Annotated in this window: 11 protein-coding genes; 3 read left to right on the top strand and 8 right to left on the bottom strand. The window is 60.7% G+C overall.

Features of this window, described 5'->3' with window-relative positions; translation table 11 throughout:
- The first annotated feature begins 1 nt into the window (after window position 1).
- A complete protein-coding gene (locus PY650_RS01130) occupies window positions 2–1,831 on the top strand; it encodes an ABC-F family ATP-binding cassette domain-containing protein (protein WP_285877235.1) in 1,830 nt (609 codons plus the stop codon).
- Window positions 1,832–1,866: 35 nt separating this feature from the next.
- On the opposite strand, the gene PY650_RS01125 is transcribed toward PY650_RS01130, so the two are convergent.
- On the bottom strand, window positions 1,867–2,265 hold the full coding sequence (locus PY650_RS01125) for a hypothetical protein (RefSeq protein ID WP_285877312.1): 399 nt from the start codon (window positions 2,263–2,265) through the stop codon (window positions 1,867–1,869).
- Here PY650_RS01125 and PY650_RS01120 point away from each other — a divergent pair.
- Both PY650_RS01120 and PY650_RS01115 read left to right on the top strand, forming a co-directional pair.
- On the top strand, window positions 2,153–3,337 hold the full coding sequence (locus PY650_RS01120; RefSeq protein WP_432761469.1) for an efflux RND transporter periplasmic adaptor subunit: 1,185 nt from the start codon (window positions 2,153–2,155) through the stop codon (window positions 3,335–3,337). The genes PY650_RS01125 and PY650_RS01120 overlap by 113 nt on opposite strands.
- Complete coding sequence (locus tag PY650_RS01115) at window positions 3,334–6,528, top strand: efflux RND transporter permease subunit (protein ID WP_285877234.1); 3,195 nt, start codon at window positions 3,334–3,336, stop codon at window positions 6,526–6,528. The genes PY650_RS01120 and PY650_RS01115 overlap by 4 nt, the downstream gene beginning before the upstream one ends.
- 361 nt (window positions 6,529–6,889) lie before the next feature.
- On the opposite strand, the gene PY650_RS01110 is transcribed toward PY650_RS01115, so the two are convergent.
- From PY650_RS01110 to metA, 7 genes are all read right to left on the bottom strand, one after another.
- The gene (locus tag PY650_RS01110; protein WP_285877233.1) at window positions 6,890–7,618 is read right to left on the bottom strand and encodes an SIS domain-containing protein; all 729 of its coding nucleotides are present in this window, start codon (window positions 7,616–7,618) and stop codon (window positions 6,890–6,892) included.
- 23 nt (window positions 7,619–7,641) lie between these two features.
- The gene (gene nagA / locus PY650_RS01105; protein ID WP_285877232.1) at window positions 7,642–8,799 is read right to left on the bottom strand and encodes an N-acetylglucosamine-6-phosphate deacetylase; all 1,158 of its coding nucleotides are present in this window, start codon (window positions 8,797–8,799) and stop codon (window positions 7,642–7,644) included.
- On the bottom strand, window positions 8,799–9,830 hold the full coding sequence (locus PY650_RS01100; protein WP_285877231.1) for an SIS domain-containing protein: 1,032 nt from the start codon (window positions 9,828–9,830) through the stop codon (window positions 8,799–8,801). Before PY650_RS01100 ends, nagA begins: the two co-directional genes overlap by 1 nt.
- Window positions 9,827–10,600, bottom strand: coding sequence for a GntR family transcriptional regulator (locus PY650_RS01095; protein ID WP_285877230.1), 774 nt, complete (start codon window positions 10,598–10,600; stop codon window positions 9,827–9,829). The genes PY650_RS01100 and PY650_RS01095 overlap by 4 nt, the downstream gene beginning before the upstream one ends.
- Before the next feature lie 228 nt (window positions 10,601–10,828).
- Window positions 10,829–11,854 (bottom strand): aldose epimerase family protein, encoded by a 1,026-nt coding sequence (locus tag PY650_RS01090; RefSeq protein ID WP_285877229.1) that lies wholly within the window; start codon window positions 11,852–11,854, stop codon window positions 10,829–10,831.
- Between the two features lie 479 nt (window positions 11,855–12,333).
- Window positions 12,334–13,521: a vWA domain-containing protein gene (locus PY650_RS01085; RefSeq protein WP_285877228.1), complete on the bottom strand. Its 1,188-nt coding sequence runs from the start codon at window positions 13,519–13,521 to the stop codon at window positions 12,334–12,336.
- A 2-nt stretch (window positions 13,522–13,523) separates the two neighbouring features.
- Complete coding sequence (metA, locus tag PY650_RS01080) at window positions 13,524–14,450, bottom strand: homoserine O-acetyltransferase MetA (protein ID WP_285877227.1); 927 nt, start codon at window positions 14,448–14,450, stop codon at window positions 13,524–13,526.
- Window positions 14,451–14,471: the final 21 nt, after the last annotated feature.

Here is a 14,471-nt window from a genome sequence, read left to right as displayed (position 1 = left end):
CTTGGCCCCTCCCATCCTGAAACTTGACGACATCTTCCTGAGCTTCGGCGGCGCGCCGCTCCTCGCCGGTGCCGGGCTGCAGGTGGAGCCCGGCGACAAGATCTGTCTTGTCGGCCGTAACGGCTCGGGCAAGTCGACCCTCCTCAAGATCGCTGCCGGCCTTGTCGAGGCGCAGTCCGGCGAAGTCTTCCGCCATCCGTCGTCGACGGTGCGCTATCTCGAGCAGGCGCCGGACTTTGCCGACTACAAGACTGTCGCCGCCTACGCTGATGCCGGTCTTGGACCAGGCGACGATCCCTATCGCGTCACCTATCTGCTGTCACATCTTGGCCTGACCGGCCAGGAAGACCCCAAAAACCTCTCCGGCGGCGAGGCGCGCCGGGCCGCACTTGCCCGCGTTCTCGCGCCGGAGCCGGATATCCTACTGCTCGACGAGCCGACCAACCATCTGGACCTGCCGACCATCGAGTGGCTGGAAGGCGAGCTGCAGAAAAGCCGCAGCGCCTTGGTGCTCATCTCCCACGACCGTCGCTTCCTCGAAAAGGTATCGACGGCGACCGTCTGGCTCGACCGCGGCACGTCGCGGCGGCTCGATCGCGGCTTTGCGTTTTTCGAAGCCTGGCGCGACCAGGTGCTGGAAGCTGAGGAGTTGGAACAGCATAAGCTCGGCAAAGCGATCGAACGCGAGGAACATTGGCTGCGCTATGGCGTGACCGCGCGGCGTAAGCGCAATATGCGCCGCCTCGGCGAATTGCAGGACATGCGCGCGCGCCATCGCGGCCACAAGGGGCAGCAGGGCACCGTGCAGGCGACGGCCGCCGACGCGCAGGAGAGCGGAAAGCTGGTGATCGAAGCTGACAAGATCACCAAGACCTATGACGAGCGCCTCATCATCGCGCCGTTTTCGATCCGCGTGCATCGCGGCGACTGCGTCGGCCTTGTCGGCCCGAACGGCGCCGGTAAGACGACGCTGCTGAAAATGCTGACCGGCCAATTGGCGCCGGATAGCGGCACGGTCAAGCTCGGCACGAATCTGGAGATCGCCACCCTCGACCAGAAGCGCGAAGGCCTCAATCCGGACGATACGCTCGCCAATTATCTGACCGACGGCCGCGGTGAGAACTTGCTGGTCAATGGCGAGCAACGGCATGTCACCGGCTATATGAAGGAGTTCCTCTTCCAGCCGGAGCAGGCACGCACGCCGATCAAGAACCTTTCCGGCGGCGAGCGCGCCCGGTTGATGCTGGCCCGCATCCTATCGCGGCCGACCAATCTCCTGATCCTCGACGAACCGACCAACGACCTCGATATAGAGACGCTGGATCTGTTGCAGGAGATCGTCGCGGGCTTCAACGGCACGGTTATTCTCGTCAGCCACGATCGCGATTTCCTCGATCGCACCGTGACCTCGACCATTGCGCCCGCCAATCCCGAGGAGCCCGACGGCCGCTTTATCGAATATGCCGGCGGTTATTCCGACATGCTCGCCCAACGAAAGGGCGCGATCGAAGAACGCCGGCGAGCCGAAAGGACGGCCGAGAAGCCGAGAGCTGCAGAAACCCCGGCAGTGGCTTCTGAGCCTTCGAAGGGCAGGGGCAAGCTCTCCTACAAGCAGAAATTCGCCCTGGAAAACCTGCCGAAGGAGATGGCGAAAGCCGAGGCTGAGATCGCCGTCCGCGAAAAGAAAATGGCCGATCCCAACCTCTTCGCCAAGGATCCGGCCAGCTTCAACCGCCTCGCAGCAGAAATGGAAAAGCTGCGCGACAACCTGACCAAAATGGAAGAGGAATGGCTGGAACTCGAGATGCTGCGGGAAGAGCTGGAAGGGTGAAGTCCGGTCAACACCGTGTCATCAACCTTTCATCGCTATCGGTATAATAAAGAAAACAAATAGTTGTAGCTGATGCGCCGTGGCAATTCTTTGTTGTCGAAATCGATAAACTGTTTATACAATATGTTAAAAGTGCCGGCCTTTGAGCCGGAGAGCATGCGGATCATCGATGATCTGCGACGCATTGGGAAGTCCGAAGAGACCTGACGGGATTCCGCGATCGGCGGAGGCAGGTCCTTCGCAGAAGGCTGCAGGCAGACATCATGAACGCTTGACTCGGCAGTTTTTGCCGTGGGTAATTTATTGGTCAGGGGGTCCTTCATGCCGATGACGCTGGCGCGTGTCGCTTTATTCAGCTGTGCAATTGCTGTTCTTACGGGGTCCCAGTCGCTGGCGCAGAATGCACCGCCCGCCGCACCGGTGACGGTGGCCAAGCCCATCATCCGGGACGTGATCGATAGCGATGAATTCATCGGGCGGTTCGAGGCTGTCGACGAGGTCTCTGTACGCTCGCGTATCGGCGGCTATCTTCAGGAAGTGCATTTTCAGGACGGCACCATGGTCAAGCAGGGAGACCTGCTCTTCATCATCGACCAGCGGCCCTACGTCAACGCGCTGAATGAAGCCACAGCTTCCCTGGAAGTCGCGAAATCAACGCTCACGAACGCCGATGCGCAATTTCAGCGGACACAGGCATTGGCCGGTACCGGCAGCCTGTCGGCATCCAATCTCGACGATCGCCGCCGCGATCTGATCTCCGCGCAGGCAAATGTCCGCGGAGCGCAGGCGGCTGTCGATCGCGCTTCGCTCGACATGGAATATACCAAGATCACCGCGCCGCTCAGCGGCCGTATCGACCGGCGCCTGATTTCGGTTGGCAACCTCGTCCAAGCGGATCAGACCGTGTTGACGTCAATCGTCGCGCTCGATCCGATCGATTTCTATTTCGACGTCGACGAGCGCCGGCTGCTTTCCTATGCCGATGAGGCGCGCAAGAACGGCAGTGCCTTGCAGCAGGGTGGCGGTGGCCTCGACGTCACGGTAACGATCGCCGATCCGCACCAGCAGCCGTTCAAGGGCAAGCTCGATTTCGCAGAAAACCGCGTAGACAACCAGAGCGGTACGATCCGCGTGCGCGCACGTTTCCCCAATCCCAATTTCGTCCTGCAGCCCGGCCTGTTCGGGCGCATCCATGTCGCGGGTTCCAACAGCTACAAGGCAATCCTTGTTCCCGATGAAGCCATCGCCGCCGATCAGGATCAGCGTGTCGTCTACGTCGTCGGTGCCGATGGTGGCATTACACCGAAGTCCGTGCGGCTCGGGCCGAAGCTTTACGGCTATCGCGTGATCCGCAGCGGCATGACCGGTGACGAGACCATCGTCGTCAATGGGCTGATGCGCATCCGGCCGGGCGTAAAGGTTGCTCCGCAATTGATCCAGCTTCCGCAGGAGGCGTCGAACGAAGAGGCGCCCTCCCAGGCAGCGGTTCTGGGGTCGGACCAATGAGATTTTCCCATTTCTTCGTCGACCGACCGATTTTTGCGTCGGTCCTTTCCATTGTGCTGCTGATTGTCGGCGGCATCGCCTATTTCCAGCTTCCTGTTGCGCAATATCCGGAGGTCGCGCCGCCGACCATCGTGGTGCGAACATCCTATCCCGGCGCGGATTCGCAGACGATCGCCGATACGGTGGCGACACCGATCGAGCAGGAGGTCAACGGCGTCGAGGACATGCTTTACATGTCCTCCTATTCGAGCGCCGACGGTTCGATGTCGCTGACCATCACCTTCAAGCTCGGCACCGATCTCGACAAGGCGCAGGTGCTGGTCCAGAACCGCGTCGCCATCGCCGAACCGCGCCTGCCGGATGATGTCCGGCGCATCGGCATCACAACGGTCAAAAGCTCGCCCGATCTAATGATGGTCGTGCATCTGCTTTCGCCCAGCAACCGCTATGATCAGCTCTATATCTCCAACTACGCCCGCACGCGGATCCGCGACCTTCTCGTGCGGCTCGACGGTGTCGGCGACGTGCAGCTCTTCGGCGAGCGGCAATATTCGCTGCGCATCTGGCTCGACCCGGAAAAGCTTTCCGCTTACGGCATGACGGCCGGCGATATTGTCCAGGCGCTGAGGGATCAAAATGTCCAGGTGTCGGGCGGCGCGATCGGCGGGCCGCCGATTTCCGGCACCAACGCCTTTCAATATACCGTGACGACCCAAGGGCGCTTTTCCGATCCGCGGCAATTCCGCTATGTCATCGTCAAGGCGACAGATAGCGGCCGGCTCGTGCAGTTGCAGGATGTGGCACGCATCGAACTCGGTGCCCAGGACTATGTCACCAACAGTTATCTGAACGGCGCCCCCGCCGTTGCACTCGGCATCTTTGCGCGGCCGGGCACTAATGCGCTCGACGCCGCAGCGGCAATCCAGAAGACGATGAAGGAACTGTCGCAGGATTTCCCCCAGGGCCTCGAATATCGCATCGTCTACAATCCGACGGATTTTATCTCTGAATCGATCAACGAAGTTTACAAGACGATCTTCGAGGCCGCGATCCTCGTCGCCATCGTCGTGCTGGTCTTCCTGCAATCCTGGCGAACGGCGATCATTCCGATCGTGGCAATCCCGGTTTCGCTGATCGGCACCTTCGCCTTTCTGCTTGCGCTCGGTTTTTCGCTGAACATGCTGACGCTGTTCGGCCTGGTACTGGCCATTGGTATCGTCGTGGACGATGCGATCGTGGTTGTCGAAAACGTTGAGCGCAATCTCGCACTCGGAATGACGCCGAGAGAGGCCGCGCATGTGACCATGAACGAAGTCGGCACCGCCGTGTTGGCGATCTCGCTGGTCCTGATCGCCGTCTTCCTGCCGACGGCTTTCATTCCCGGCATTACGGGGCAGTTCTATCGCCAGTTTGCAGTGACGATTTCGGTTGCGACGGCGATCTCCTGCCTGAATTCGCTGACGTTGTCGCCGGCACTTGCGTCGATCGTGCTGCGTCCGCACGATCATCGGAAATCGAACAGCATCTTCTCACGCTTCGGGCGCGCTCTGGGTAACGGGTTCAACCAGGGTTTCGATCGGATGAGTAGGGGCTATTCGTGGATCATCCGTCATCTGGTGACCACCTGGGTCGCGCGCGGCTGTGCTCTTCTCGTTTTCATAGGTCTGCTTGGCGCAACGTTGTACATGGGCAAGATCGTACCGCAAGGCTTCATCCCGACCATGGACCAGGGCTATGCCATCGTCGTCGTGCAGTTGCCAGATGGCGCGTCGCTCGCACGCACCAACGCGGTCATTCAGAAGGCGACAGACATCATCAGGAAGACGCCGGGCGTCGAAAATGCCGTCGCCTTCGCCGGTTTCAACGGCGCGACCTTCACGAATGCCTCGAATTCCGGCGTCATCTTCACGCCCTTCAAGCCGTTCGAGGAGCGGCTGAAGAGCGGGGATTCGGCCAGCAAAATCATTGGCCAGCTCTACGGCAGCCTGCAAGGCATCCAGGAGGCATTCATCATTGCCATCCCGCCGCCTTCTATCCGTGGCGTCGGCAATTCCGGTGGCTTCAAGATGCAGATCATGGATCGGGAAAATCCCGATATGCGCCGCATTCTGCCGCTTGCCTATCAGCTCATGGGGGTGGCCGCACAGAACAAGGGCGTGAGCGGCGTCTTCACCACTTTCTCGGCCAATAGCCCGCAATATTTCCTGGCGATCGATCGCGACAAGGCGCGCGCGCTGAACGTGCCGATCCCGAATATCTTCGAGACTTTGTCGATCAATCTCGGCACATCCTATGTCAACGACTTCAACGCCTTTGGTCGCGTGTACCAGGTGCGCGCCCAGGCCGACCAGCAATTCCGCATGGACCGCGACGATATTCTCGCGCTGAAGGTTCGTTCGGCCACCGGCGCGCTCGTGCCGCTCGGTACGTTGGTTGACATTCGCGATACGACCGGACCGACGCTCGTTCAACGCTACAACATGTATGTCTCGGTTCCTCTCCAGGGCAATCCGGGTCAGGGTGTTTCGACCGGCACCGCGCTCGATACGATGGAAGGACTGGCGAAAAATCTGCTGCCGCCGGGCACGACCTTCGAATGGACGGAGCTTGCTTATCAGGAAAGGAATACCGGCAACACGGCGGTCTATATCTTCGCGCTGTCGGTTATCTTCGTCTTCCTGGCGCTTTCAGCCCAATATGAAAGCTGGATCCTGCCGCTTGCCATCATCCTGATCGTGCCGTTGGCCGTGCTCGCTGCTCTGATCGGCGTACATTTGCGGGGCATGGACAACAATATCCTGACGCAGATCGGCCTCATCGTGCTGATCGGCCTCGCGGCGAAAAACGCGATCCTGATCGTGGAATTCGCCCGACAGGCGCAGTTGGAGGGCAAGAGCGCCGTCGAAGCGGCGATCGAGGCCAGCCATCTGCGTTTGCGGCCAATCCTGATGACCGCCTTCGCCTTTATCTTCGGCGTCGTCCCGCTGATGATTGCCACCGGCCCCGGCGCGGAAATGCGTCAATCGCTCGGCACCGCGGTCTTTTCGGGCATGCTCGGCGTAACGCTGTTCGGCCTGTTCCTGACCCCGGTCTTCTACGTTGTGCTGCGCAGGCGGCGTCGACAGCCGGAGGCCGTCAAGGACGCGTCGGTGGAGCCCCTGAGGACGGCCACCAAGACGGATATGCACTAAAGCGGTTCAGCTTCTTACGGAATCTCGAACCGGTTTAGTGTGTGCATTTCCTAAGGCCGAGGCGATCGCCATATTGTCGATGCCGTAGCGTGTGGCTTGCGGCACCTTGAGATTGTCCAGCGGCTTGCGTGTCAGATTGATATTAAGCGTATTGTGGCTGCCTGGCGCGGGAGCGCCAGGGAATATCACTGGGAGCGTCCCGCCTTGGGGTAGCGCCACCTGCAAGCGGGTACAGGAACTCGTTTTGCCCGACCGTTCCATGAAAAACCGAACAGTGCCGGATCCAGGATGACCCTTGGCGGAACCCAATTTTTCCGTCGCGCTCACTTTCTATGAGTAAGGCGGCGAGATAGGCGTTCGATCAAAGATGAGGATTGCGCGGCCGGTATTTTTTCACCAGCTGCTGATTGATCTCCTTGGCGCCAGGCATGTTGGCGCTGAGATAGACCGGCGGGTCGCCGTCCTTGCAAAGCTCGGCGGCAACTTCGGCGAAGATGGCGTTCAGCACCGTGGCGCCGATGGCGGTCGATGCCGGCCCGACTCTGAAATTACCACCCGGCAGATCGATGAGGGCGTCGCCCGGCGGTAAGCCGTTGTCGAAGACGATATCGGCAATATCAGCCAACCGGCGTCGGCCATTGGCGATGGCCGTTGAGTAAGCGAGCGAGGTGATGGCGATGACCGTCGCGCCGATCTTGCGGCCGTAGTCGGCGGCCTCGATCGGAGCGGCGTTGACGCCGGAATTGGAGGCGATTATCAGCACATCGCCGGGCTGCATACCGTAGCGCTCGAAAATCGGCTGTATCAGACCCTCGGTGCGCTCATAGACCGAGCTGATTACGGCGCCTTCATGCAGCATGGCGGAACCAACCAGCACCGGGATGGTGAAGGCCAGCCCTCCGGCGCGGTAATGCACCTCTTCAGCCAGCATATGCGAATGACCGGTGCCGAAGACATAGACGCGGCGATCGGCACGTGCCGCCGTGCATATAACGTTGGCCGCCTTCGCCATCGGTTCTGCGAGCGTTTCGCGCAAGGTTTCCAGCCGGCCGATGATGGCGGAGAAATAGCTGTCCGTGACCGCGGTCATTGCGCGCCTCTCTCGTTTGCGTTTCAGACTGATGGCTGGCCCGAGATCCATGTCCCGGTGACTTCGATGCCGTCGGTGATATGGACGAGATCGGCGCGGGCGCCAGGCGTCAGGTGACCACGATCGGCGAGTCGCAGGAAGCGGGCCGGATAGGACGTCGCCATACGCAAGGCTTCCGCCAGCGGCAATTGGAGGACGTTAACACCGTAACGGATCGTCGAGGCCATGTCGACGTCGGAGCCGGCGAGCGTGCCGTCGTCGAGCGTCAGCTTCGAGCAATAACCGCCCTTGGTGCGATAGACGGTGCGGCCGTTCAAGGTGAAGCTCGGAAGATCGGTGCCGACCAGTGACATGGCGTCGGTGACGAAGAACAGTCGGCCTTCGCCGCGTTTTGCGCGCAGGGCAATGCGCAGGGCTCGCGGATCGACATGGTGGCCATCGGCGATGATGCCACACCAGGGCGCTGGGTGGTCGATCGCAGCTCCGACGAGGCCCGGCGCGCGATGGCCCATCTGGCTCATGGCATTGAAGAGATGGGTGACGCCGCGAGCGCCAGCATCGAAGCGGGCATCGGCCGCCTCCGCCGTGGAGTCGCTGTGCCCGATGCTGACTATGACGCCACCTTCGTTCAGCGCCTGCACCTGGCGTTCGGTGACCTGCTCCGCCGCCATGGTGATCAGAAGGGTGCCGATCGCCTCGCGGGCGCGAATGAAGGTCTTGACGTCGCTGTCTTCGACCGGGCGCATCAGCTCAGCCAGATGCGCGCCCTTGCGGGCCGGCGCCAGGTGCGGGCCCTCGAGATGCAGCCCGACGACGCCTCGATTGGCCTTGACGGCCTCAGTTGCGGCTTCGATAGCCGCCGTCGTTGCCGCAGCAACATCGGTGATCAGCGTCGGGAGCAGCGCCGTGGTGCCGTAGGGGCGATGGCCCTCGGCGATCGTATACATTGCTTCCGGTGAGGGACCGTCGTTCAGCATACGGCCGCCGCCGCCGTTCACCTGTGCGTCAATGAAGCCGGGGGACAGTACGCCGCCCTGAAGGCGAACCACTTCGGTATTGTCGGGCACATTGTTGGCGGCGGTGATCGTCTGCACCCGGCCGTTGCCCGTCACCAGCGCGCTATCCTCATGAAACCGCTCGCCGTCGAAGATGCGAGCGCCGGCAAAGACCTTGTAGTCCATCACATGGTCTCCGTTACCTTGAGAAGATTAGCCGGCTTATCCGGATCGAAACCCTTGCGCCGCGTCACGGACTCGACGAGACGATAATAGCAGAGAAGCGACACCAGCGGGTCGAGCAGACCGTTGCCGGTGGTGGGCATGCGCAGATTGATGCCGGGAAGTGCGGCGGTAGAGAAGGATACGGCCGTGGCGCCAAGCTTCTGCAGGCGCTCCAGTGCCGTGGCATTATTGTCGAACGCGGCATCATCCGGCGAAAAAGCGATGATCGGGAAGCCGGGTTGTACCAGCCGCATCGGCCCGTGCATCAGCTCGGCGAGCGAAAAGGCTTCGGCATGCAGGCCGGAGGTTTCCTTGGCCTTCAGTGCCGCTTCCAGCGCAATGGCGAAGGCCGGACCGCGACCGCCGGTATAAAGCGACGTGGCGTTGAAGAGCACGTCCTCGGCGGCTTTCCCGTCGATCCCCGATGTCGCCGCGAGCGCTTCCGGCAATTTGGCGAGGCCAGCGGCAAGCGCCTGGTCTTCCGAGATTGCTGCGGTGACGCCAGCCAGCGCGGCGGCGGAGGCAATGAAGGATTTCGTGGCGGCGACGCTCTTTTCCGGACCAGCATTGAGGCCGAGCATGATGTCGGCCTCCTTGGCGAGCGGGCTGTCAGTGACGTTGACGACGGCAATCGTTGTGGCGCCGCCCTGCTTGGCGGCCGCCTGCAGCGCAATGATGTCGGGGCTGCCACCGGATTGCGATACGGTGAAATGGATGCCGCCCTTCAGGTGGAGAGGAGCGCTATAGACGGAGGCGATGGAAGGGCCGACCGAGGCGACGGGCACGCCATAGCAAATTTCGAAAAGATATTTGAAGAAGGTGGCGGCATGGTCGGAAGAACCGCGCGCCGCCGTCGTGATCACAGGGGGACGGGTGGAGGAGAATAGCTTTGCGATTTCCGCAAAAACTGGCTTTTCCTTCTCAAGCAGGGTCGCCACGACGTCAGGCGACTGGCCGGCCTCCGTCAGCATAAGGGATTGGGTCTCGCTCATGGGTCATCTCCAATTCTTAATTCGGCAACGAAATCATATGCATCGCCGCGATAATGCGAGCGGGTGTATTCAACAACGCGCTGGTCTTCCAGGCGTGAAATACGTTCGATCAAAAGTGCCGGCGCGCCCGCCTTGACGTTGAGGATCGACGCAGATGTCGGATCGAGCGTCACGGCTGTCAGCCGCTGCAGGGCACGGACCGGCCTAAAGCCATTCCCAGTCAGCGCATCATAGAGCGAACCCTCGGAAACCGCATCCTCGCCCAGAAATTTGATCGGGACGACGGCGCGCTCGATGGCGAGTGGCTGGCCATCGGCAAGGCGCAGGCGGTCGAGACGCAGTACGGGCTCGTCCTGGCCGAGACCGAGCAGGAAGGATTCTTCCGGGGCGGGCGGGCTGACGGCACGCGACAGGATTCTTGCCGCTGGCTCGCGGCCGCGCGAACGCATGTCCGCAGAGAAGGAGGAGAGGCGCCAGAGGGATTGTTCGATACGCTCGACGCGCTCCGATACGAATGTGCCGCTGCCGTGACGTGATTCGATCGCGCCGGAGGCCAGCAGTTCGCGATAGGCGGTGCGGACCGTGACGCGGCCGACCTGCAGAGCCTCGGCCAGATCGCGCTCGCCTGGCAGTGCAGTTCCGGATTTCAGCAGGCCTTCCTGGATAAGGCCGGTCAGCGCCTGCGCCAAGCGCTTGTACAACGGCCCGGTCATGGCCTCGTCACGCAGACCACGGCTGTTCAGTTCAGCAATCAAACTGGTTCTATCCATGGGTCCTTTGTAGAACCTATTTAGAACCAATCTGCAAGGTGAATCTGATTTGCGGGCTGAAAATCAATCGGCTGAGGACGACGTGCGCCCAAAGCACCCTACGCTCGCCCAAGCCCACGGAGGTGCCTCTAGTCTTTTGAATCTAGGCGATTTTATCCGCTTTCAAGTGGTCCCCACCTGAAAGCGGAATGCTTATGGCCGACAATTTTGCAAAATGGCGCCTTCAGCTCAATTCTTGGTGAAGATGTAATCCGTTTCCTGTCGCAGCACTTCGCCGGGACGAAGAACGGCATTCGGGAAGCCCTGATGGTTGATGGCATCCGGCCAGACCTGGGTTTCCAGGCAGAAACCTGCGAAGGGCCCAATCTTGCGGCCGTCATGACCGGGAACGGGAACATCGAGCTTGAAGCCGGCGTAGAACTGTATGCCGGGCTCGGTGGTGCGAACTTCCAGCGAGACGCCGGAATTGACGCTGCGTGCCAGCACCACAGAGCGCTTGGCGGCGCGCTCCGAGGACAGGCAGAAATTATGGTCGTAGAGCGCCTGATCGGCCCCATCGAAGCGCTTCATCGGGGCCATTTCGCGGAAATCGAAGACGGTGCCGGCAACGGGGCGCACTTCGCCCGTGGGTACCTGCTTCTCGTCCGTCGGCGTATAGTGATCGGCGGCGATCATGATGTCATGACCGAGCGCGTCGTCGCGGCCGTCAAGGTTGAAATAGGCGTGTTGGCAGACATTGGCGAGCGTCGGCTTATCGGTGGTCGAAACGTAGCTGATCGAGAATACGCCGTCGCCATGCACCCAATAGGTTGCCTGGATCGTGCAATTGCCGGGATAGCCGGCGCGCCCGTCGGGATCGACGATCTTCAGCACAACGCGGTCGGCGGCGTGTTCGACGATCGTCCAGTTGCGCTTGGCGATGTTGTCCTTGCCGCCGTGTAGATGGGTGACGCCCTTTTCATTGAGTTCGAGCTGATATTCCTTGCCATCCAGCTTGAAACGGCCGGCGCCGATGCGGTTGGCGCAGCGGCCGGGCGTGGCGCCGAAATAGGAGGAGTGTGCGGGATAGTCGGCGAAATTGTCGAAGCCGAGCAGCAGCGCCGGGACGTGGCCTTCCAGGCGCAGGTCCTGGATGACGGCACCCCAGGTCATGATGTGGGCCGTGAGGCCGCCGCCGACGATCTTGACGCGATAGACTGTCTCGCCATTCGCCGTCGTTCCAAAGACTTCGCGCTCCAAACCGTTGTCCGTCATATTAGCTATCCATTCCTATTGAAAATTCGAAGCCAGACCCTGCCCCCATTTGCGCCGGTCCGCAATCGTTCGATTGCGAAAATTAGGCGGACCAGATTGTCGATCAAGTGCCGCTCGGGCTTTCCCTCGACCGCCGCGGAAGCGGCAGACTGCGCTGGAAATGTGCAATGTGTACGACAGACGTTTTGGTTTGAACTTGTCAGGCAAGCGCGTCGATGCCGCGGCCTTTTGCCTGGCCCCTCACCCTGGCCATCTCCCCGCAAACCGCGAGAGGGACGACAGCGCAAAACAATCAGCGTCACCACGCAGGCCCCACCGGATGAACAGAGGCAGCGCTGGGCGTTGTCGAGCCCCTCTCCCAGAGGGTTGGGGTGAGTGGCCAGGCACAAGGCGACTGCCAAAACGCACTCGCCTGACCATATCCATCAAGCGGGCAAGCTAGAGACTAGCGGTCAATCAATGTAGTTGATTGAGGATGATCAACGCGACAACTCCCTCGTCGCCTTCTCCAAACCGCCGAGGGTCAATGGATACATTCGGTCAGCAAACAAGCGGCGGATGATCGAGATCGAGGTGGTGTGGCTCCAATGGCCTTCAGGCACGGGATTGAGCCAGACGCATTTGCGAAAACGGCCGGTGATGCGGTTGAGCCAGACCTCGCCGGCCTCTCCGTTCCAGTCTTCCACCGATCCGCCGGGATGGGTGACCTCATAAGGGCTCATCGAGGCGTCGCCGACGAAGACGATGCGGTAGTCAGGCCCGAAGGTGCGAATCAGATCCGCCGTTAAGGTGCAGTCGACGCGCCGGCGGCGATTGTCCTTCCACACGCCATCGTACAGGCAGTTATGGAAATAGAAATACTCCATGTACCGGAATTCGGCGTGCGCCGCGGAGAACAGCTCCTCGACAACGCGAATATGATCGTCCATCGAGCCGCCGACATCGAAGAACATCAGCAGTTTGACTGCATTGCGCCGTTCCGGCCGGGTCTGGACATCAAGATAGCCATGCTCGGCAGTGGAGCGGATCGTGCCGGAGAGGTCGAGCTCTTCGGCCGCCCCTTCGCGCACCCAGCGGCGGAGCCGTTTCAGCGCCATCTTAATATTGCGGGTGCCGAGTTCGACGCTGTCGTCGAGATTTTGAAATTCGCGGCGGTCCCACACTTTCACCGCCTTGCGATGATGGGATGCCTCCTGGCCGATGCGCACGCCCTCGGGATTATAGCCGTGCGCGCCGAATGGCGAGCTGCCCGCCGTGCCGATCCATTTCGAGCCGCCCTGGTGCCGGCCCTTCTGCTCGGCAAGACGCTCACGCAGCGTCTCCATCAGCTTTTCGAAGCCGCCGAGGACCTCTACCAGCTTTTTTTCCTCGTCCGTCAGATGTCTTTCGGCGAGCTTGCGCAGCCACTCCTCAGGGATGGCGACTTGCTCGGACGGCTCCGTGTTACCGCCGACGGCCTCGACACCGCGGAAATAGTCGGCGAACACCTGGTCGAAACGATCGATGAAGCGTTCGTCCTTGATCAGCGTCGCACGGGCCAGATAATAAAAGGCCTCGACATCGTAGTCGGCGATCCCTTCTTCCAACCCCTCCAGAAGCGACAGGAATTCCCGGAGCGTCACCGGAACCTTCGCTTCCTTCAACTTCAGGAAGAAGGGAATGAACAAGGTCAGAACCTCTCTTGGCCGATCTCCTCGAGATCATAGGGCGTGGTCTGGTAGATTTCGTTGATCCAGTTGCCGAAGAACAGATGCGCATGGCTGCGCCAACGGTTCTGCGGCGCGATCTCCGGGTCGTTGTGCGGAAAATAATTGTGCGGCATCTTGATCGGCACGCCCGCATGTACGTCGCGGAAATATTCCTCCGCAAGCGAGGTGGAATCATACTCCACGTGATTGAACATGTAGAGACGATTACAGGCTTGCTCGTGGACCAGACAGACGCCCATCTCGCTCGATTCCATCAATATCTGCAGGCCCGGCACCTTTTCGATGTCGGCGCGGCGCACTTCCGTCCAGCGCGAGACCGGAATGGCGAAATCATCGGAGAAGCCGTTGAGATAGACCGAGGAGGGCTTCAGGTTCTGGTGGCGATAGACGCCGAAGGCTTTTTCCTTCAGCGTATATTTCGGCACACCATGGAAATGGTAAGCCGCCGCCATCGCGCCCCAACAGACATTCAGCGTCGAATGGACATTGGTCGCTGTCCAGTCGAAGATCTGCTGCATCTCATTCCAGTAAGTGACGTCCTCATATCCCAGGAGCTCGATCGGGGCACCAGTGATGATGAAGCCATCGAATTTGCGTTGCTTCACCTCTTCCCAAGTCTGGTAGAAGGCGAGCAGATGCTCTTCCGAAGTGTTCTTGGCCTTGTGGCCGCCGACGCGGATCAGCGAGAGTTCCACCTGCAGTGGCGAGGCGCCGACGAGGCGCGCCATCTGCACCTCTGTCTTGATCTTGTTCGGCATGAGATTGAGAAGCCCGATCTGAAGGGGGCGGATGTCCTGACGGATCGCCACCGTTTCGGTCATCACCCGCACGCCCTCGCTCTGGAGGGCTTCGAACGCGGGCAGCGTATCGGGAATCTTGATGGGCATCTTTTTACACCACTAAAAACA

Source organism: Martinezella calliandrae (genome assembly GCF_030272695.1).
Taxonomy (GTDB): domain Bacteria; phylum Pseudomonadota; class Alphaproteobacteria; order Rhizobiales; family Rhizobiaceae; genus Rhizobium; species Rhizobium calliandrae.
This window is presented reverse-complemented; position numbering and strand designations above follow the sequence as displayed.